Source organism: Shewanella fidelis ATCC BAA-318 (assembly GCF_000518605.1).
In the GTDB taxonomy this organism is placed as follows: Bacteria; Pseudomonadota; Gammaproteobacteria; order Enterobacterales; family Shewanellaceae; genus Shewanella; species Shewanella fidelis.
In genome coordinates, this window is sequence record NZ_JADX01000004.1 from 25,087 (window position 1) to 45,200 (window position 20,114).

The 20,114-nt window shown below is 43.4% G+C and carries 18 protein-coding genes; 12 read left to right on the plus strand and 6 right to left on the minus strand.

What is annotated here, in order from left to right; genetic code table 11:
- Positions 1–4 precede the first annotated feature (4 nt).
- From L884_RS0100125 to L884_RS0100140, 4 genes are all read left to right on the plus strand, one after another.
- A complete protein-coding gene (locus L884_RS0100125) occupies positions 5–964 on the plus strand; it encodes a dTDP-4-dehydrorhamnose reductase family protein (protein WP_028765570.1) in 960 nt (319 codons plus the stop codon).
- Positions 965–1,019: 55 nt separating this feature from the next.
- Positions 1,020–2,330, plus strand: coding sequence for a sensor histidine kinase (locus L884_RS0100130; RefSeq protein WP_028765571.1), 1,311 nt, complete (start codon positions 1,020–1,022; stop codon positions 2,328–2,330).
- Positions 2,327–2,878, plus strand: a complete 552-nt coding sequence (locus L884_RS0100135; RefSeq protein ID WP_037410106.1) for a response regulator transcription factor — start codon at positions 2,327–2,329, stop codon at positions 2,876–2,878. The genes L884_RS0100130 and L884_RS0100135 overlap by 4 nt, the downstream gene beginning before the upstream one ends.
- A 110-nt stretch (positions 2,879–2,988) precedes the next feature.
- The gene (locus tag L884_RS0100140) at positions 2,989–3,969 is read left to right on the plus strand and encodes a sensor domain-containing diguanylate cyclase (RefSeq protein WP_028765573.1); all 981 of its coding nucleotides are present in this window, start codon (positions 2,989–2,991) and stop codon (positions 3,967–3,969) included.
- Between the two features lie 67 nt (positions 3,970–4,036).
- Here L884_RS0100140 and L884_RS0100145 read toward each other — a convergent pair whose 3' ends face one another.
- Both L884_RS0100145 and L884_RS0100150 read right to left on the minus strand, forming a co-directional pair.
- Positions 4,037–5,185, minus strand: a complete 1,149-nt coding sequence (locus L884_RS0100145) for a putative sulfate/molybdate transporter (protein WP_028765574.1) — start codon at positions 5,183–5,185, stop codon at positions 4,037–4,039.
- Between the two features lie 257 nt (positions 5,186–5,442).
- Positions 5,443–6,162, minus strand: coding sequence for an SDR family oxidoreductase (locus tag L884_RS0100150; RefSeq protein ID WP_028765575.1), 720 nt, complete (start codon positions 6,160–6,162; stop codon positions 5,443–5,445).
- Between the two features lie 151 nt (positions 6,163–6,313).
- Between L884_RS0100150 and L884_RS0100155 the strand changes: the two genes are divergently transcribed.
- Positions 6,314–7,234 (plus strand): LysR family transcriptional regulator, encoded by a 921-nt coding sequence (locus L884_RS0100155; protein WP_028765576.1) that lies wholly within the window; start codon positions 6,314–6,316, stop codon positions 7,232–7,234.
- A 151-nt stretch (positions 7,235–7,385) separates the two neighbouring features.
- The gene (traF, locus tag L884_RS0100160) at positions 7,386–8,594 is read left to right on the plus strand and encodes a conjugal transfer protein TraF (RefSeq protein WP_028765577.1); all 1,209 of its coding nucleotides are present in this window, start codon (positions 7,386–7,388) and stop codon (positions 8,592–8,594) included.
- 7 nt (positions 8,595–8,601) lie between these two features.
- Here traF and L884_RS0100165 read toward each other — a convergent pair whose 3' ends face one another.
- Both L884_RS0100165 and metJ read right to left on the minus strand, forming a co-directional pair.
- Entirely contained in the window at positions 8,602–9,330 is a 729-nt protein-coding gene (locus tag L884_RS0100165) for a sulfite exporter TauE/SafE family protein (protein ID WP_028765578.1), read from the minus strand.
- A gap of 220 nt (positions 9,331–9,550) precedes the next feature.
- Positions 9,551–9,865, minus strand: a complete 315-nt coding sequence (gene metJ / locus L884_RS0100170) for a met regulon transcriptional regulator MetJ (protein ID WP_028765579.1) — start codon at positions 9,863–9,865, stop codon at positions 9,551–9,553.
- Positions 9,866–10,078: 213 nt separating this feature from the next.
- On the opposite strand from metJ, the gene metB reads away from it, so the two are divergent.
- The 6 genes from metB to L884_RS0100200 all read left to right on the plus strand — a co-directional run bounded on the left by metB (position 10,079) and on the right by L884_RS0100200 (position 16,622).
- The gene (metB, locus tag L884_RS0100175; RefSeq protein WP_028765580.1) at positions 10,079–11,239 is read left to right on the plus strand and encodes a cystathionine gamma-synthase; all 1,161 of its coding nucleotides are present in this window, start codon (positions 10,079–10,081) and stop codon (positions 11,237–11,239) included.
- A gap of 15 nt (positions 11,240–11,254) precedes the next feature.
- A complete protein-coding gene (locus L884_RS0100180; RefSeq protein WP_028765581.1) occupies positions 11,255–13,648 on the plus strand; it encodes a bifunctional aspartate kinase/homoserine dehydrogenase II in 2,394 nt (797 codons plus the stop codon).
- 213 nt (positions 13,649–13,861) lie between these two features.
- Positions 13,862–14,752, plus strand: coding sequence for a methylenetetrahydrofolate reductase (gene metF / locus L884_RS0100185; RefSeq protein ID WP_028765582.1), 891 nt, complete (start codon positions 13,862–13,864; stop codon positions 14,750–14,752).
- Between the two features lie 284 nt (positions 14,753–15,036).
- On the plus strand, positions 15,037–15,315 hold the full coding sequence (locus tag L884_RS0100190; RefSeq protein ID WP_156925627.1) for a hypothetical protein: 279 nt from the start codon (positions 15,037–15,039) through the stop codon (positions 15,313–15,315).
- Positions 15,296–15,592, plus strand: a complete 297-nt coding sequence (locus L884_RS0100195) for a cysteine-rich CWC family protein (RefSeq protein ID WP_037410109.1) — start codon at positions 15,296–15,298, stop codon at positions 15,590–15,592. The genes L884_RS0100190 and L884_RS0100195 overlap by 20 nt, the downstream gene beginning before the upstream one ends.
- Positions 15,593–15,656: 64 nt before the next feature.
- Positions 15,657–16,622 carry a DMT family transporter gene (locus L884_RS0100200; protein ID WP_037410111.1) on the plus strand — a complete coding sequence of 322 codons (966 nt, stop codon included), beginning with the start codon at positions 15,657–15,659 and terminating at the stop codon, positions 16,620–16,622.
- A 355-nt stretch (positions 16,623–16,977) separates the two neighbouring features.
- Here L884_RS0100200 and L884_RS0100205 read toward each other — a convergent pair whose 3' ends face one another.
- Both L884_RS0100205 and L884_RS0100210 read right to left on the minus strand, forming a co-directional pair.
- Entirely contained in the window at positions 16,978–18,804 is a 1,827-nt protein-coding gene (locus L884_RS0100205) for a DEAD/DEAH box helicase (RefSeq protein ID WP_028765586.1), read from the minus strand.
- 228 nt (positions 18,805–19,032) lie between these two features.
- Entirely contained in the window at positions 19,033–19,989 is a 957-nt protein-coding gene (locus tag L884_RS0100210; protein ID WP_037410114.1) for a M28 family peptidase, read from the minus strand.
- Positions 19,990–20,114: the final 125 nt, after the last annotated feature.

A 20,114-nucleotide genomic window follows, 5' to 3' on the forward strand; every position in this document is an offset into this window, starting at 1 on the left:
ACTTATGGCAAGGATTATGGTTACCGGTGCGACAGGGCTACTTGGCAGGGCATTAGTAAAGCACTTAACTGAACAGGGGGAGCATCAGCTGATTGCCTGCGGTTTTAGCCGGATGAATGATGCAGGTTATCGCCTAGATTTAACACAAGCTAATCAGGTTGCAGAGTTTGTTGCATTGCATAAGCCTGACGTCATCGTGCACTGCGCCGCTGAGCGTCGTCCAGATATTTCAGAGCAAAACCCACAAGCTGCATTAGCATTGAATGCTGATGCGACACACTCACTAGCGGTTGCTGCGCGCGAACATCAAGCTTGGTTGTTATATATCTCTACCGACTATGTGTTTGATGGCACAGCACCAAAATATTGTGAGGATGCACCGACTAACCCGGTTAACTTTTACGGTGAGTCAAAACTACAGGGCGAACAGATAGTGTTAGCGGCTGATCCGGGCTTTGCGGTGTTACGCTTACCGATTTTATATGGTGACGTAGAGTCGTTAGAAGAGTCTGCTGTAACCATATTGCTAAAATATTTAGCCCAAACAGCTAAGCTTGATACTAGCGCTGCTTCGATTACAACTCCTACAGCCTATATTGACGCTTGGGCAATTAGAAGCCCAACCTCTACTCAAGATATCGCCCACGCCATTGCTCAAATGATTAACTTACAACTGACAAGCAATAAAGATCTCGTTGGCTGTTATCATTTCAGTGCTCAGCAAACTATGACGAAATATCAAATGCTAGTGCAAATGGCACAACTTCTAAATGTTAGCCATAGCCATGTTATTGCTGTGACATCAGCCACAGATAGTGCTAAACGCCCAAGAGACTGTAGCTTAAGCTGTGAGCGACTAGCGAGTTTAGGAATTAAAAGCGAGGTACCTTTTGAGCTCGGAATGGCACGGGTTCTACAGCACATGCCAAAGTCATTGCTTGAGATGTTGAATAGCAGACTTTAAGCAGCGAATAGTGCCATAACTGCAATTAGAAATAGAACAATAAAGACTCACCTTGATGATAAACCTGCGACTAAAAAACTTATTAATTCGTAACCTGAGTGCTATTGATCAGCTTGCTTTGCTGCGATTTGCCGGATTGCTGCTAAAAATCGGTTTAACCTTTTTTGCTGCTGATACTTTTGGACTGTCATTAAGCAGTCCAATTTTGTATTGGGGCATGAGCTTAGAGGCGCTTTATTTAGGGTTTACATTTTGGCATCGTAGTGCCATTGCAAGGCTTGATTCAGGGCTGTTTATTGTATTGTTACTAGATACGCTATTTTGGATCTCTTGGCTTTACTTTACTGGCGGAGCCACTAACGCTTTTATCTCCTTGCTGTTGCTGCCAACAGCCATTGCTGCCGTGGTATTACCTAAATGGGCACCTTGGGTACTCGCATTAATTTCTACCTTTGCCTACAGCTTAATGATTTTTTCAGTACCAGAAAGTCAGATGAAGCACCATGGCATGGATATGAGCTCTCATTATTTAGGCATGTGGTTTAACTTCTTGATCTCGTCTTTAGTGCTTACCACTAGTGTTGCTTATATCGCCCAGCGGATGCGCAAGCAAGAGGTTGAGCTAGGTTATATGCGTGAAGCACAGCTGCGCCAAGAGCGATTAATCGCACTCGGTACTGCTTCTGCTCAAATGGCGCATCAACTTGCGACTCCACTTGCAAGTCTGCGTTTATTAGTGGATGAAGCTGTAGAAGATGCAGTCAGCGAGCAGCAAGTGTTGCAAGAGATGGATACTGCATTATTGCGCTGTGAGCAAACCCTTAGCTCTTTGCGCATGGCAACGGAATCTATTCGACAGCAAAGAAAGGCGTTAATGAGTGCTGAACAACTCGCAGCTACAATCAAACAGCAAGTGTTACTATTGATGCCTGAAATCAATTTAGAGCTGAGCTTAGGGCATAAACTCGATAAGGCGGAATCGAGTGACAGAATGATCCAAACTGATGCGAGCCTTTTACCAGCGTTATTAGCCTTAATTGAAAATGCCGGTAGTGCGAGTTTGGCTCACTGCGGCGAGTCGCGGGTATTAGTGTCGGTTCAACTTGACTCTAACCGAAACCGCTTGTGTATTTCGGTAAAAGATTTTGGAGCAGGGATCCCAAAAGAGATGTTGTTGCAATTAGGGCATAAGTTGATTGAAAGTGAACAGGGCATGGGGATCGCGCTGCTGTTAAGTAATGCGAGTTTCGAGCGTTTAGGTGGTCAGCTATTGTTAAGCAGTGCACCTGAAGGTGGTACGGCTGCTAAGGTGTGTTTTCCTGTATATGAGCCGGAAACAGTCTCTCAAGCAGGAGCTGTATTATGATAACTACAGCGCCAAATAAGTTGTTAATTATTGAGGATGATATAGCCCTTGCTAGCGTACTTGTTCGCCGGATGACTAAGCAAGGTTTTGAGTGCTTGCAATGTCATGATGCGACTCAAGGTTTGTTGCTTGCTAGGCAGTTTAAGCCTAGTCATATTTTGCTCGATATGAAATTAGAGCAAGATAATGGCTTGAAGCTCATCTCACCACTGCGGCAGTTATTACCGAATGTGATTATGGTGCTATTGACTGGTTATGCCAGTATCGCAACCGCTGTAGAAGCTATCCGCTTAGGGGCTGATAATTATTTAGCTAAGCCGGTCGACACGCAAACCTTACTTAATGCTTTGTTGGCTGTGCCATCAGAGGCAAGTTTGCAGCCATTGGTTGAAGAGCCTTTGTCGCCTAAAAGACTTGAGTGGGAGCATATTCAACAAGTATTAACTGCCAATAATGGTAATGTTTCTGCTACCGCGAGGCAGCTTGGTATGCATAGACGTACCTTACAACGTAAGTTATTAAAAAAGCCTACCGCGGATCATAGGTAAGCGATTGAATTAGTTAACTGGCTATAGAGATATTTAAACCAAGGGGAAAATCTAAGATTGTGGGTTTATACTGATTGCATGGTATAGCTTGCAAGAAGGTGTTATTCATTATGAAAAACAACGCGGCTTTCGAGACCGATCTGTTTTTGCTTGATAACCCGAATGACTTAATCTCCATCGATAAATGGCAGAAGACGGTCAATCTGTTAGCAACTTTGTTCGATGCGCCGGCAGGCTTTTTAGTGCAGTACACAAGCCAAGGCTTTCAAGTCACCATAGCCAGTGAACAAGAGTCTAACCCTTATGCAGCGGGTATTACTATCGAGCCAGAAGTTAATCTTTTTTGCCGTAAAGTAGTAGAAACTCGCCAAGCATTGTATGTCGCTAATGCGCAATTGGAACCTTGTTGGGATACCAACCCTGAAGTGCGTGATGATGGTTTTCGCTCTTATTTAGGGGTGCCAGTCTTTTGGCCTTGTGGTAAAGCCTTTGGCACATTTTGTGTTATGGATTACCGGGAAACCCATTACAAAAAGACCTTTTTTGAGTTAATCACTCAGCTCAAAGATATTCTAGAGTCAGATTTGGCTTTATTGGGAAGTTATGCGCAGTTACAGCAACTCGCAATTACCGACCCATTATGTGATGTTAATAATCGTCGTGGATTTGATATTTTAGCTGAGCAACGCATTAAATTAGCAAAACGCACAAATAGTTTATTGTGTTTGCTTTATTTGGATATTGATCAGTTTAAAGTGGTGAATGACCAGTATGGCCACGGGATCGGTGATGCGGTGCTTAAACAAGTTGCGCAGGTACTGACTGAAACACTAAGAGAAACCGATGTAGTAGGGCGTTTGGGCGGAGATGAATTTGTTGCTTTGATTGCAGTAGAAGACGTGTCTGAATTGCTAACCGTTAAGCATCGCCTAGCGACAGCATTTGGAAGCCACAATAGTGCCAGAGAGCTGCCTCAATTTTCGGTATCGATTGGTAGTGCTTTGGTGAATGATTCAGTTACACTCAGCGAGCTATTGGATATTGCAGATCAAGATATGCTACTGCAAAAACAGGCGACAGCAGCTAGTTAAATAAGCGTGTCCCAGCGAGGTTAAGTTAAACCGCACAAGCTAGGTTAGTTTGTGCGGTTTTTAGTTTTTAAGATTTTAAATCAGCATAGATGTGCCACTGACGTCGCCCCATTTCTAGCACGATACCCGTGGCTAAGCCTGCGGCAGTATTGACTAATAAACAGATTGCTGCGGTTGCTAGGATCACAAAAATACAGAAAGGTTTGCCGTCAATGAAGCGCTGAGACCAAGCCAGTTGAGTTCCAGCTATGGCTAGCAAGCTACCTAAAACGGCAAGTGGAATAAGCGACAGCACTCCAGCGATACCTTGGCCCCAGAACGCTGCAATCAATAAACAAGTGCTACCAAAAATAGTTGGTGCTAACCAAGTGCGAGCACCGAAGTGATGCTGCACAGCAAGCCCGCCAGCACCGTGACACATGGCGGTTGCACCAAAGGGGGCGAGTAGTAGGTTGGCCCAACCTGAGCTAGTAGCAAAGCGCTTAGGGGCAAAAGCCGCCTCACCATCTTCGGGGAACTTCTGTTTTGCCATAGCTGAGGTAGCAATGACGGCATTAGTCAATGTTAGCGCTAATTGCGGAAGTACCAGTAAGCCAGCAGCAGAGGTCCATTCATCAAGGCTTGGCCAAATAAATTGCCAAGGCGTTGAGGCTGACAGATCAAAGCTAGGCGCTGTACCGCTGTTGAGTTGCCAAACGATGCCGAGCACAATCACAAGTGGCATTGCTAAATAGCGCATCGGAAAAAACTTACTGGCAAATAACGTAACAAAAGCGATCAACCCCACAAGCCAAGTTTGGCTCATCATCTGGCCGCCCATCCAAATCAGCTGTAAACCAATAGCTAATTGGATGCCGATACTAATTGCTGGTGACAATTGTTTTGCCATCCAAGTTATCGCTCCGCTATAGGCAAGCACTAACAGAATTAGCCCCATTAACATGCCACTAGCTTGCAGCATTCCTGGGGTTAAGCCTTGGGCAATCACTAGGGCTGTGATGACCTTCATCGGCTGAACAGGAATGGGACGGCGATAAAAATAAGCGGTAAATAGCGCGAATAGTCCAAAGCCCATAAAGATCCCCTGTGGGGAGAAATGGTTAAGGGCAACTAACCCGAGCGCGAGTGGAAGAAAAGTACCTAAATCGGCAAAAGCGCCGCTAAACTCTCCTGAATACTGGTTAACACTATCAAATTTATTAGTCTTACATCTCATATAGCTTGCCGTAGGAAAAGAACGCTATTGTTATCGCAAGATTGATGCCAGATTTTATAGGAAATAATGGGAGCAAAATGCTGTTAAGGCGGCTATTGTCCAACCGAGTTGAGACAAGTTGGCTATTGCTTTAATTTTAAATGGTCAATTGGTCTAATATGATGTGAAGCTAAATTTAGCTGTTAAGTGTTCTTACATAATAAAAGCCTAAACTGAGTACATTTAGGCTTTTAAAATTTTGATTAATTGAGCTTAGTTTACGGCTCTTGGCGAGTTGCTGCTAAAACAATTTCACGAACACATACACTTTGTGGCTGTTCAAAGGCGAATAGTGCTGCTTCTGCAATCGTCTCAGGTGCGATTACGCCGCCCATATGTTGTTTCCAATCTTCGTAGCCAGCTTTAATTTCTTCGCTAGTTGTATGGCTTAATAGTTCTGTTTCTACAGCACCAGGTGCGATAGTGATCATGCGAACATCGTCCATTGCCACTTCTTCACGAATATTTTCCGTCAGTGCATGTACGGCAAACTTTGTTGCACAGTAAGCAGCATGGTTAGGGAAGGTTTTACGACCAGCAATCGAACTGACGTTGATGATAGTACCTGTTTTGCGAGCTTTCATATCGGCAAGTACTGCGTGAATACCATTCAGTACGCCCATCACGTTGATGTTTAACATGCGGCTCCACTCAGCTGGATCTTGTGTGTCTGCAGCACCAAGAAGCATAACACCCGCGTTATTGATCAAACAGCCAACAGGGCCAAATTTAGCTTCAGCAGAGGCGATAGCCGCTTTCATGGCATCAGCATCTGTTACATCAACACTCACAGCTAAGCAATTGTCTAAACCTAGCGCTTGCATAGGTTCAATACGACGAGCCAATAATAGTAGCGGATGGCCTTTGGCACTAAATGCTTTAGCCATCGCCGCGCCGATACCAGAAGATGCACCTGTTATTACGATTAATTGTTTCATTTTTTGCCTCGATAAAAGCCTGTGTTTTTAAGTTGTGGGTAGTTTATCTAACAGATTATTGTTGATATATAATCTATAGAGAATATGATTGTTTACATATGACTCCTAATTGTCCGTGATCTAACAACAGATATCTTTACGAGCTAGCCAAATGTACCAAGACTTAAATCTAGCAGATGTGCGCGCATTTATAGTGATAGCAGAGAAGGGCAGTTTCACCATTGCCGCTGAAAAACTCGGTTGTTCACGTTCTCACTTATCAAAACAGCTTACTCAACTTGAGCGTTATCTGGGGGTTACCTTAATCACACGCACAACTAGAGCGCAGCGTTTAACTGAACAAGGGAAGTTCTTTTTTGAGCGTTGCCAGCATGCATTGGATGTGATGGAACAAGCTGTAGCCAAAACCGTTGATGATGCGCATAACTTGCAAGGTAAGATTAATATCAACTGTGTCGGCGGTTATATAGGGGAGGAGATCGTTAACCAGTTAGTGAATGACTTTATGAGTCAGCACCCTAATATTCAAATTCATCTCGATTTTAGTAGTCAGCGAGTTGATTTGGTTCTTGATGAGTTTGATTTAGTCTTTCGCATGGGCGAGCTTGAAGACTCTAGTTTGGTGGCAAGAAAATTGATGGATATCGTCAATTGCACATTAGCTTCACCTGGATACATTGCAAAAAACGGGCGCCCATCGCATCCAAAAGAGTTGAAGCAGCATTTATGCGTGACGGGGTCGGTTTATCACTGGAACTATCATCGTGTTGGTAATAAAACTGATAAAACTGAAGTGACTATTGCAGGTTCGTTTTTATGTAAAAATGGCAGAGTAATGAAAAGCAGTGCGTTAGCAGGCAATGGAATAGTGCGGCTACCAGAGATCTACTGCAGTGCGGAGCTTGATAGTGGAGCGCTAGTGCATGTGTTTGACGACTGGGCTATCTTGGATACTCCGCTTTATCTGCTGTACAGTAAAGATCAATTTCAACCTGCAAGGCTTAGGCAGTTCATCGAATTTACCATGCAAAATTTTATGCATTATGTCGATTTACCTGAAGTGAGGCCATAGTGCATTAGCAACACTTTGCCAAAAACTGACTATTTATTCATCCAAGATATGTTTTTTTGTCTTAGACTATTTTAAGAACAAAAAATAACCTTTTTCCGTTTTGAGCCGTATTGCAGCTTTAAGCGTTAAGGAAATTAAAAAGGTGGGGTGGATGAACGGATTTAAGATAGCATTAGCTTGTATATTGATCCCCTGTTTTTCAGCTCAAGCAGCTCAAGGGAGTAATTTGGTTTACGGTTATAGCGTTGGTGTTGCTGCTGCCTACATAGAAGGTTCTGCTTTTGTAAATCCTGCTTTATTAGCCCTGTCACCGCAAAAAAATCGCTCGTTTGAGCAAACAAATATACAGCGTCCTGACAATCACTTTCCTGTAATTTTTGACACAAATCTGTTTGGACAGATTACGCCTATTCAGCCGGTAACCAGTTTAATCGGTGAAAATCACAGCAAAGCGGAAAGCGATTTAGCCAACTCGATAAGTCTAAGTCTCAATCAAGTTAGCGGGCGTAAAACAACCGCTAAATTAACCCATTTTAACAATGTCTCTGCCATTGCAGATCTTGATTTGGCAATAGCTAGCTTCTATCGAGAAGAAACTGATGTATTCACTGTTATTGATAAAACAGGTTCTATGAGTAGTAGAGCGAATCAAACGAGTTTGAATAATAATGAGCTTACTTACACGGATATGAACGATATTAGCCCTGTGATGCCTGCCGTAGCAAGTCGGGTTGAAGATACAGGAATTACACTTAGCTTTCCGCTGTCGATAGTTAATATGCCTATTGCAGTAGGGCTATCGACTAAGTTACAGAAAATTGAGACATACAATTATATTGCCAACGCGAACCCGTTTGACGACCAAGATAGCAATCTAGGTGGTTTCAGCGATATGTATCGGAATGATGAGACCCATTTCAATGTTGATTTGGGGGTGGCGATGCAACCTATAACAGGTTTAACACTTGAGGTATCAGGCCGCAATCTTATTGGCAAACAGCTCAATGTGTCAGAACTTGACTGGCAACCACTAAGTTATCAAATTCAACCATTAGTTAAAGCGGGCGTGACTTATGACTGGCAATATCTATCACTAAGTACAGATATTGACCTAGTCGAACATAAGCAGTTTGAGCAGCTTGATGCTACACAGTTTTGGCGAGTAGATGGTGAAGTAAGAGCGTTTGATTGGATGTCAGTACGCTTAGGCGTTAGACATGATATCAAACAGCCAACCGCCAATATTTACTCTTTAGGTTCAGGGTTTACCTTTGGCGAGTCTTTCTTTATCGACTTTACAGGTACATATAGTAAGGGCAATGCTGTAGGTGGTGTATTGCGTACTTCCTACCATTTTTAGCCGCAATCTAAGCTAACTCTATCATCGACTTAATTGTTAGAATTGTCGCGCTGATAGCACACAGCAGTAGCGTTAACATTCTGGTTTTCTGTTTATCAACACGACCAACTAATCTACCTGCAACCACATAGCCTAATATGACGGACGGTAATAGCATCAGTGATATATACACATGCTTTAACGTCAGTAGGCCTGCAAAGCCTAAAATAGTCAGGGCTATTATCGAGCTAAAAATGAAGAAGGCTGATAATGCCGCACGAAACTGACTCGCATCTTTACCAGAGAGCAAAATAGCTAAAGGTGGTCCACCTATGGCGGCAATATTGCCGAATACACCAGATAAAACGCCGGCACTAAATAGTGTAAAGCGGTTCACTGGGATGCTAAATTTGAGCAAACTGAGTCCAACAGCTAATGCAACAATACCTGCAATAGCTAACCCGAGAATAGGCTGCGGTGCGATAATGATTAAGCTAGCACCTAAAATCCCGCCAGGAATTCGGCCTAAGAGTGCATATTGCAAGCCGTTAAACTCCAATTGATTACGTTCTCTAAACAGTGTCAGTAATGCAATTGAAAACCCCATCATAATAACAGGTGCAGGCACTAAGCTTGGATCGACAATATAGAGCAATGGGCTAGCAACCACCGCCAAACCAAAACCAATCAGGCTTTGAGTTAATGCTCCACAAAAAATAATCAGTGATGCCAATAGTAGAGTGATAGGGTCGATCATGAGCTTATCCAGCCCTAGGGCTAAAAAGTGTGAGACAAAAGCCTAAAATCATTAGATATAAGCCTGTGATACCCATCAGTATAAGAATTTGCTCTACTCAGAGTGGCTAAATGTTTACACTGATTGGTAATATATATTTTGAACAATGCAGAATAAAAACAGATAAGGACTGCATAGCAGTCCTTATCTGGAAATGATGTTTATTGATAATCGATGAAGATTATTCAAGTTCTTCCCACTCAATGCCCATCTCATCCATCAAACGCTTCACTTCTGCAGGCATGCTGTCAGGTTTATCTTTAGTAAGATCTTCGTCGTTTGGTAATGGTTGGCCTGTGTATGCGTGCAAAAAAGCTTCGCATAACAGTTCACTGTTTGTGGCGTGACGCAAGTTGTTCACTTGGCGGCGTGTGCGTTCATCGGTAAGTACCTTTAGTACTTTCAAAGGAATGGACACAGTAATTTTTTTCACTTGTTCATTCTTTTTGCCGTGTTCAGCATATGGGCTGATATAATCGCCATTCCACTCAGTCATTGACTCACCTGTTAATTCAAAATTCGGGGCAGATTTTAACCCTTTAAATTGTGCAGTCAAATTATTGCCTCTTATTTATGACAATTGCAAATAGATTTCCATATGCATGGACGTCTAAACGGCTAAAGTGGTTGACGATACCGGTGTGGTTCTGTACATTTAGACGTCCAGACATCTCTAAGAAGACAAATCAGCATATTAAAGGAGTAGTACATGACTGAGCGTAAACTAGCCACAGCGGCAGTGCGTCAAGGCATTGAGTCCGATAGCCAACATGGAGCTGTTGTTCCACCTATTTATCTATCTACTAACTACTCTTTTGATGGACATAAAAATCCAAGAGATTTTGATTATAGCCGTTCCGGTAATCCAACCCGCTCGATTTTAGGCGACACCATCGCCGAGCTCGAAAAAGGTGCTACTGGAGTAGTGACATGTACTGGCATGGCGGCAATTACCTTAGCTACTAGCTTGTTGGGCCCTGATGATTTAATTGTGGTGCCCCATGATTGCTACGGTGGTAGTTATCGTTTGTTTACAAACCTTGCTAAAAAGGGCCAGTTTAAGCTCTTAGTCGTAGATCAAACGGATACGGATGCACTTAATCAGGCAATCGCACAAAAGCCTAAAATGGTTTGGTTAGAAACACCGTCTAATCCTTTACTAAGAGTGGTGGATATTGCAGCGATTTGCGCAGCGAGTCACGAAGTGGGCGCACTGGTTGTTGTCGACAACACTTTTTTATCTCCTATTTTGCAGCAACCGCTTTTACTGGGGGCTGATATCGTTATTCATTCCACCACAAAATACATTAATGGCCACAGCGATGTGGTTGGTGGTGCTGTAGTCGCTAAAGATCCTGAAGTGGGTGAATTGCTGCATTGGTGGTCAAATACCCTAGGTTTAACTGGCTCTGCTTTTGATAGTTACCTCACTTTGCGCGGAATTCGTACACTTGCAGTGCGAATTCGCGAACATCAGGCGAATGCACAGCGAATTCTTGATACCCTAGTCAAACATAAGGCGGTATCTAAGGTTTATTATCCGGGGCTTAAAGATCATCCCGGCCATGAGATAGCAGCTAAACAGCAAAAGGGCTTTGGCGCTATGCTGAGTTTTGAGCTTGAAGGTGGTGAGCCTGAGTTAGTGGCATTCTTAAAAAATCTTAATTATTTTTCAGTTGCAGAGAGTTTAGGTGGCGTGGAAAGCTTAGTGGCTGTACCGGCAACTATGACCCATAGAGCCATGGAGCCAGAGGCTCGGGCTGAAGCTGGAGTTAAAGATACGCTAATTCGTCTTTCTGTTGGTATTGAAGATGCTGACGATCTTGTTGCCGATATCGAAGCTGCGCTTAACGCCGCAGCTGCTTGTTAATTAAAGGGGTATACGATGGCACGCTGTCACTTACATAAATTTGGTGGCTCTAGTCTGGCAGATGCAGACTGTTACCGTCGCGTTGCTCATATTCTACTGACGCATGGCCACAGCGATGATTTAGTTGTGGTCTCTGCTGCAGGTAAAAGCACTAACTTTCTATATAAGTTACTTGAGCTAAGTGCTACTAACCAGCTGTGGCAAGAGGAATTACAAACGCTGATCAGTTTTCAGCAAAACTTGATTGAGCAGTTATTATCTAATGAACAGGCGCGTTCATTGCGCGAGCGCTTATCAACTGATCAGTCACAACTGATCAGCTTACTCTCTCTTTCGACGCTCAATGATTACCAAAGCAACCAAGTGGTGAGCTTTGGTGAGCGTTGGTCTGCGCGCTTATTGGCTGCACTTTTACGAGAGTCTGGTGTTGCAGCGTCAGATGTTGATGCGCGTACGTTATTGATTGCCGATGAAGCGGCTGTGCCACAAATTCGCTTGCAAGATTCTCGTGCGCGAGTGCAGGCATTAACTGAAGCGCATCCGAATGAGCGTTTGATTATTACTGGCTTTATTTGTGCCAATGAGCGCGGTGATACCTTATTACTTGGGCGCAATGGTTCTGACTTTAGTGCCACTTTGATTGCCAGCTTAGCAGATATCGAACGTGTGACTATTTGGACTGATGTTGAGGGCGTATTTAATGCCGATCCGAATAAGATAAACGATGCTAAGTTATTGAGTAGTCTTTCATTAGCTGAGGCTAACCGATTAGCACACCTAGGCTCACCAGTACTGCATAATCGCACTCTACAGCCACTATTTGATACTAAAGTGAGCTTAGCGGTTCGCTCAAGTTATGCTTCACACACTGACTTTACTCTTATTGCACCTAAAAGTTCGTCTGCAAGTGCGCCGGTGGTGACTAACTTAACGAGCGTGGCTTTATTCAATCTTGAGCTGAAGTCTAATGTTAAACAGTTTATTGCATTGTTAGATGAGGCTGGACTGAGCCCGCTTGCATATTGGGAGCTTGGACAAGATCGAGTGGAACTAACGGTCACGCTGGAAAACCAAAAGCAAGTACTGGCGTTACTTGAGGCGAATAGTGAAACTCTTGGTGTTAATGATATTAAAGTCACTACAGATCTAGGTCTCGTTGCGCTTGTGAGCGCTGACGCTAATCTCTATCGCCGTGGTTTTGCTCGTTTATTAAGCCGCAATGCAAGGCCACTATTTAATGATGGTATGAGCCTTGTCACTTTAGTGCCGCAAAGCCAAGTTAATTTGCTAACCCAGAAAGTGCATCGTCGCTGTGCTGGCCCTCGTAAGCGCATTGGCGTATTGCTGCTTGGTGTGGGCAATATCGGTGAGGCTTGGGTTGAGCTGTTTGCAAGTGCACAAGCGGCCTTAAATAAAGAGCTTGAAGCCAGTGTTGAACTTGTTGGTTTACTGAGTTCAAAAAAAGCCTTGATAAGCGATGATGGTATCGAACTCGATGGCTGGAAGTCGGCTTTTGAGAGTGCAGCGACGCCATGGCAATACGATACGTTATTTGATGAGCTACATCAGCTTGAGTGTGATGAAGTTATTGCATTAGATATTAGTGCCAGTGCCGATTTGACCCTGCAATACCCAGAGTTTTTCGCTCGTGGCATTCATGTGGTCAGTGCTAATAAGCTAGCCGGCTCAGGGCCACTGCCTTTCTATCTAGAGCTTAAGCAGCAGTTGGATAACCGCCGATTATTTTGGCGCTATAACGCCAGCTGTGGCGCTGGATTACCTGTTCAACACGCACTTAACGATCTACACAACAGTGGCGATAGTATTGAAGCGGTTGGTGGTATTTTCTCTGGTACTTTATGTTGGCTATTTGAAAACTTCGATGCTAAAAAGCCGTTCTCGGAACTGGTGTTAGAAGCAAAAGGATTAGGGATCACTGAGCCTGATCCGCGAGATGATCTTTCTGGCCGTGATATGCAGCGTAAGTTGCTTATTTTAGCCCGTGAAATCGGTTTTGAAATTGAGCTTGATGATATTGAGCTTAAGTCCTTGGTGCCCGCAGAATTAGCTGAGTTGTCTTTGGAGCAGTTCTTGGCACGGATCCATGAGTTAGATGCTGACATGCAGCAACAGTTTGTTACTGCGGCTGAGCAAGAGAAGGTACTTAGATACGTCGCTTCACTTGATAACGTAAACGGCAAACTCAAAGCTGAAGTGGGGATCCAGTGGGTCGACAATAGTCATCCTTATGCCAACTTAACACCTGGTGACAATGTGTTCGTTATTCGCAGTGAATTTTATCAAGATAACCCGCTAATCATCAGAGGGCCGGGTGCTGGCAGACTTGTGACTGCCGCGGCAGTACAGTCGGATCTTGCCCATATCTGTCGCGATCTGCTACAAGAATAAAGCTCATGTATTTAGATACATAAACATAAAAAGGACTCATTTGAGTCCTTTTTTATTATCTAAGTGATAATTGCTTAGATGTTATGAAGAAAAAAACTCACTTGCCTGCTTTTTAAGCTTGACTTCAATGTTAGTTTCTCTAGTATGTAGACATATAGACGTCCAAACGTCTAAATTAAAATAGAATATAACGCTGAAGTTGAGGAAGTAGAAATGGGTTTTCATCATGCGCAACATGCTACGTCATTAAACCAGAGCTTATCTGAGCTAAATGGTGATATTAACGTTTCTTTCGAATTCTTCCCGCCTTCAACTCCTGAGATGGAAACGCTACTTTGGAACTCTATTCGTCGTTTAGAGCCATTAAACCCGAAGTTTGTTTCGGTCACCTATGGAGCCAATTCTGGCGTCCGTGACAGAACTCATAGTGTGATTGAGCGTATTCAACAAGAAACGAATTTGCTGGCAGCACCACATTTAACCTTAGTGGATGCTAGTGATGAAGAACTAAAAGAACTTGCTAAACATTATTGGAATAGCGGTATTCGCGATATTGTGGCGTTACGTGGTGATCTGCCAGAAGGTAGTCCAAAGCCTACGCGTTTCGCTAATGATTTAGTGAGCTTACTGCGCTCTGTTGCTGATTTTGATATTTCGGTTGCTGCCTATCCTGAAGTGCATCCGGATGCCACTAATGCTCAAGCAGATCTTATTCACTTGAAGAAGAAAATTGATGCCGGCGCCAACCGTGCAATTACTCAGTTTTTCTTTGACGTTGAGTCTTATTTACGTTTTCGTGACCGTTGTGCTGCTGCTGGTATTGAGGCGGAAATCGTCCCGGGAATTTTACCGGTTACCAATTTTAATCAAACTAAGCGCTTTGCCGCTATGACTAATGTGTCAATTCCAAGCTGGTTGCATCGACAGTTTGAAGGCTTAGAAGATGACGCTACCACCCGTCAAATGGTTGGTGCGAATGTGGCGATTGATATGGTCAAGGTTTTATCTCGTGAAGGGGTTAAAGACTTCCATTTTTATACCCTGAATCGTGCAGAGCTGACTTACGCAATTTGTCATACTCTAGGCGTGCGTCCAAGCAAGTAAGGCATTACAGCTTCAGAGAACCAACAACTTGTAGTTGTTGGTTTTTTTGTGTCTATTGTTTAGCTAAGCGATTGATGAAAAGAGCTAACGAGGAGCAATATAAGCTAAGCTCAATGTTTTAGTTGAGCTTAGACAAGCGAGTTGTTACGGTTATTTATGATTTTTTTAGGACTGCGTAGATTATGGAAAATCATCTAAAATTTTTGGTTAGTTTTGTTGTTGCGGCGTGTGTTACTGGGTGTCAAGGAGTAAGCTTTCATACTAACTTGACGCCAGATTACGTCGTGAATAGTTATGAAGCGAGTAAGGTTGTCGAATATTCGGCAGAGGAAGTGTATAACCACGACTCGCAAATGATCGGCGACGTAAGTGCAGCATATTGTCAAACACTCAATACACCAGCACCATCGTATTCTAAAGTGGTCGATGCACTGAAGTACAAGGTACAGCGATTAGGTGGTAATGGTATTGTTATTATGGAATGTTCAAAAGAAAATCCTTTTGCTTCCTGTGAGGCACGACTAGAGTGTAGAGCGCTAGCTTATGAGGTTAACTTCTCATAGTTTTACCGTTATAAATGAGTTTGAGTCATTGAAACAACAACCGGAAAATTGCCCTTTATGCCAAAGGTTAAATGGATGCGCTGTAACATCTGGTGGCGACATCAAGGCTTGCTGGTGTAACAGGGAGCCGCATTTGACTAAGGCTGGCTTAACAGCAGTGTTGTCAGAAGATATTTTGGCGACACTCGACGGTAAGGTATGTATTTGTGAGGCGTGTCTAGATTCAATAAAAGCAGAGCTTGCACTAAAGCATGCTTTATATAGGCAGGTTGATTAATTCTAGACCAGAGGTGCCAATTTAAGGCACTATGCCGATCTTCACTTTCCGTTACGAGCACATCATGGAAACGCTTACTCAGCGTGCCGAGTTTAAACTTGGTCTAATCTTTATTTCAGTTGCAGTCCTTTTTTGGGGACTCTTGCCTATCGCACTAAAATTATCAGGGCTATTTATCGATCCGGTTACGTTAACTTGGTTTCGGTTTTTAGTTGCTTTGATTGTCAGCTTTGCCATTCAATATCTTAGTGGCAGCATCAAGCAGTTTAAGGCGCTTGATAAGCGATCTTGGTTAAAAATGTCATTAGCTGGGATTTTGTTGATTTTTAACTATGTTTCATTTGTATTTTCGCTTAAGTATCTGGCTCCAGGTTCTGCGCAATTAAACTTTCAAACTGCTCCTTTCTTTCTTGCCTTTGGTGGCATGTTATTTTTTAAAGAGCGTTTAAATGCTATGCAGCTTAGCTGTTTTGCAACATTAGCCTTAGGCATGTTGATGTTCTTTCATCCTTATATCGGTTTATCAACAAGTCCAGATTCAGCAGATGTATGGAAAGGCGTGTTGATAGTGCAGTTTTCGGTATTATCTTGGGCGAGCTATGCACTTATTCAAAAGTCGATGATTAAGCGTTTATCACCGAACAACATACTGCTGTTTATTTACCTGTTTGGTATTTTTGCAATGGCACCTTTTAGCGATTTTAGTCAGTTTGCTGTTATGGACAAAAATCAGTGGGCAATTGCTATTTTCTGCGCCATCAATACGGTTATTGCCTATGGTTGCTTTGGACAGTCAATGAAATATTGGCCAACAGGTCAAGTCAGCGCAATGTTGGCATTAACACCAGTGATAAGTTTTACGCTTACCGCGATTGTTGTCAGCTTAGGTTGGTGGAGTGATTTAATTAAAGGTGCGATTATCGACCCGCTATCCTTTGCCGGCATAGTACTGATAATAGTGTCAGTGATCGTTGTGCAATTATCGCCTATTTGGCAAAAGCGTAGAGCGTTGAAACACGCTGCAGCGTAACGAGAGTAAATCGTAAAGCCACCTTTTCAGGTGGCTTTCTTATGGTGTTCATCGAGGTTGTTAAAATCTAGCAAGGAGCATTTGGATATTCACTGCGTGCTATAAGCTGCTAACTTCTGTGTTGAATAACTTCATAAGGGAGCAAGCACTTTTTCAGTTTTTGGTCTTGAATGGGGTTGCTAAAAACGCTCTGAGTAGATCAACAGCTTATACTGATTGGCATTATTAGCATTAGTGTCAGAGCAACTCGTCTGTGTACTATTAGAATACGTATATTTTTCTCAAAGTGAGATACAAAAAAGGAGCCTTATGGCTCCTTTTCGGATTAGTCAGAAACAAAGGTTTCTAGCGAGACTTATTCAGCGTCTCTTGGACCTTTACGGTGCGGCTTTCTGTCGCCTGAAGGACGACGGTCGCTACGCTCGCCACCATTTCTGCGTGGACGACGTGGTGGACGGCTGTCACCTGAAGTGTTGGCAAACGTTTCACCAGCGGCTTCACGGATGTTTAGTGGACGACCACAAACACGTACCTTCTTAAGGTGCTGCAATACTTCTTTTGGCATACCGTCTGGTAAGTCGATTGCGGTTACTTGATCAAATAACTGGATTTGACCGATGTAGCGGCTATCTATGTTCGCTTCGTTAGCAACAGCGCCAACGATGTTACCTACGCCAACGCCATTGTCACGACCTACGTCGATGATGTAACGGCACATTTTCACGTCTGGATTGTCTTTTAGTGAATCAGCAACACCTAGGTTTGCAGGTGTTGGGCGAGATTCACGGCGTGGACGATCGTTACGATCACGTGAGCCACGGTCACGAGAGTTACGGTCATCACGGCTATCACGTTGACGTTCGTTCATCGCTGGTAGCTGTAGCGGGCGATCTTTCTGAACTTGATGTAGCAATGCTGCTGCAAGTACGTCGGTATCAACTTCTAGCTCTTGACAAAGTTTAGCCACGGCACCTTTCATGAACTCAAGATCTTGCGAAATGATTTCAGATACTTTCTCACCTAGACGAGATAGACGACGCTCGGTCACAGTCTCAGGGCTAGGGATATCCATTGGAGAAATACGGCTCTTAGTCGCACGCTCGATAGTGCGTAGCATACGCATTTCACGGTGAGTAACGAATAGAATTGCCATACCAGTACGGCCAGCACGACCTGTACGGCCAATACGGTGAACGTAAGCTTCTGTATCGTATGGAATGTCGAAGTTAACAACGTGACCGATACGCTCTACGTCTAGACCACGTGCTGCAACGTCAGTTGCAATAATGATATCTAGCTTGCCGCGTTTTAGTTGATCAACAGCGCGCTCACGAGCTTGCTGGTTCATGTCACCATGCAATGGTGATGAAGCATAACCACGAGCCTCTAACTTTTCAGCTAATTCAACACAGCTATTACGAGTACGAACGAAGATAATGATACCTTCAGTCTTTTCGACTTCTAGAACACGTACTAGTGCTTCTAGTTTGTTGTGTTGTGATACTTGAACGAAACGCTGTTCAATAGTTTCAACAGTTGTATGAGTCGCAGCGATGCTTACATGCTGTGGCTCATTAAGGTATTTGTTAGCAACACGCTTAATTTGCTCTGGCATAGTTGCAGAGAACAATGCTAGTTGGCGAGTTTGTGGCGTGTGCTCAAGGATCCATTCGATATCATCGATGAAGCCCATTTTTAGCATTTCATCTGCTTCATCCAGAACCATAGCTTTTAATGTATCAAGCTTAAGGGTGCCACGACGCATATGGTCCATAACACGGCCTGGAGTACCAACGATGATCTGTGGGCCACGACGCAATGCGTTTAATTGCTGATGCATGCTTTGTCCGCCGTAGATTGGCAGAACGTGTAGACCTTTCATGAATTTTGCGTAGCTAGCAAATGCTTCTGCAACCTGAACGGCAAGTTCACGAGTTGGCGCTAGTACTAAAATCTGTGGTGCATTAGTTGTTGGATCAATGCTGTTTAGTAGAGGTAGGGCGAAAGCACCTGTTTTACCTGTACCTGTTTGCGCTTGACCTAAAATATCTTTGCCAGCCATTAAAGGCTCGATACTTGCAGCCTGAATTGGAGTTGGTTTTTCGTAACCTAACTCGTCAAGAGCACGCAACAAAGGCTCGGTAAGACCGAGTTCGCGGAAAGTTTTTTCACTGGATGACATGGGTTGTAGCCTTGTGGAAATAGCAGAGCACATAGAATGTGCCATTGTTTAATAGACAGAAAATCAACCCCGTGTCGACTTCCCGCACCGAAAACGTATCAGTAAGCCGACTAGTATAGCAGCACCTAATTGGTATTACCAATTAATCTTGAATTTTTATCTAATTTCGAAGCAAATTGTAGGCCAAATAATAGTTTGTGATGATTAAAAACTCAGTCTTTGTTCACGTTAATGGGAATTTTGTAGCAATAAAGTGTCTATTTTTAGCAATTGGTATACAGATTCGCTTACTGCGGCGATAAAGTTAATATTTAACCGATCTAGGGTATCGGATGGTTGGTGATAGTCTTTATGTGCAGGCACCCCAAAATATAGCCAAGGTATGCCGACTTTATGCAGTGGATAATGGTCAGATGCCCTTAAGTAATCGATGCTTAAGGTTGAACCATCGAAGCTTTTAGGTTGTTGGGTGCGTATACATAATTGGTTCTTCTGAGTAAGTGTGTTGCGGATTGTTGTTGCAGATGAAAATCGTCTAAGTCCTTCAATATAAATTGCTTTAGTGCGATTAGGGCGGCCAATCATATCGAGATTGATTGCAAGTTCTAGTTGTTGAATTTGCGGAATAGTACTGGTTAGAGCAAGTTGCTCAGTTAAGGCGTAGGCGCCATACAATCCGGGTTCTTCCGCATCAGATGCAACAAAAAGCAGGTTAACCTTGGTTCCTTGCGCTGCAGCTTGGTTAGCTAATTGTAGTAAGCCAGCAATCCCTGAAGCATTGTCATCAGCACCGGGATAGTAACGCCTGCTATTGCCGCCTAAATGATCGTAGTGTGCGATAACCAAGCGCCATTTATCGCTGGGCATCTGTGCAGGTATAACGCCTATGATATTGACGCCTATTTTATCTCTAAAGCTGCTTTGGTAACTAAATGGGTGTTGGTATTGGCCTTGCCATGGCTCAAGTCCAATTTGTTGGAAACGCTGTATTAGGAATTGTCTAGCTAGCGCCGCGCCTTGAGAACCGGTTTTACGGCCAGCCATTTTGGCACTCGTCAAGGTGTTGATATCAGTAGTTATGGTTGAGGTATTAGCCCAACTTAGTTGCGGTGTTTTGTTGCAACTTGGACTAGCATTACAACCAATAAGCGATAGGAAAAAAATTAACCACAGTAAACGCAACATCCATTTTTGCCTTTTAATAACTTGCTAAACCTAATGTTAGCAAGTTATTGGCTTAGTTCATATTTAGCTGAATTGCAGCGTATTTATTGAGGTTAAGGCTGGTCAACAGCCTTAACTTTATAAAC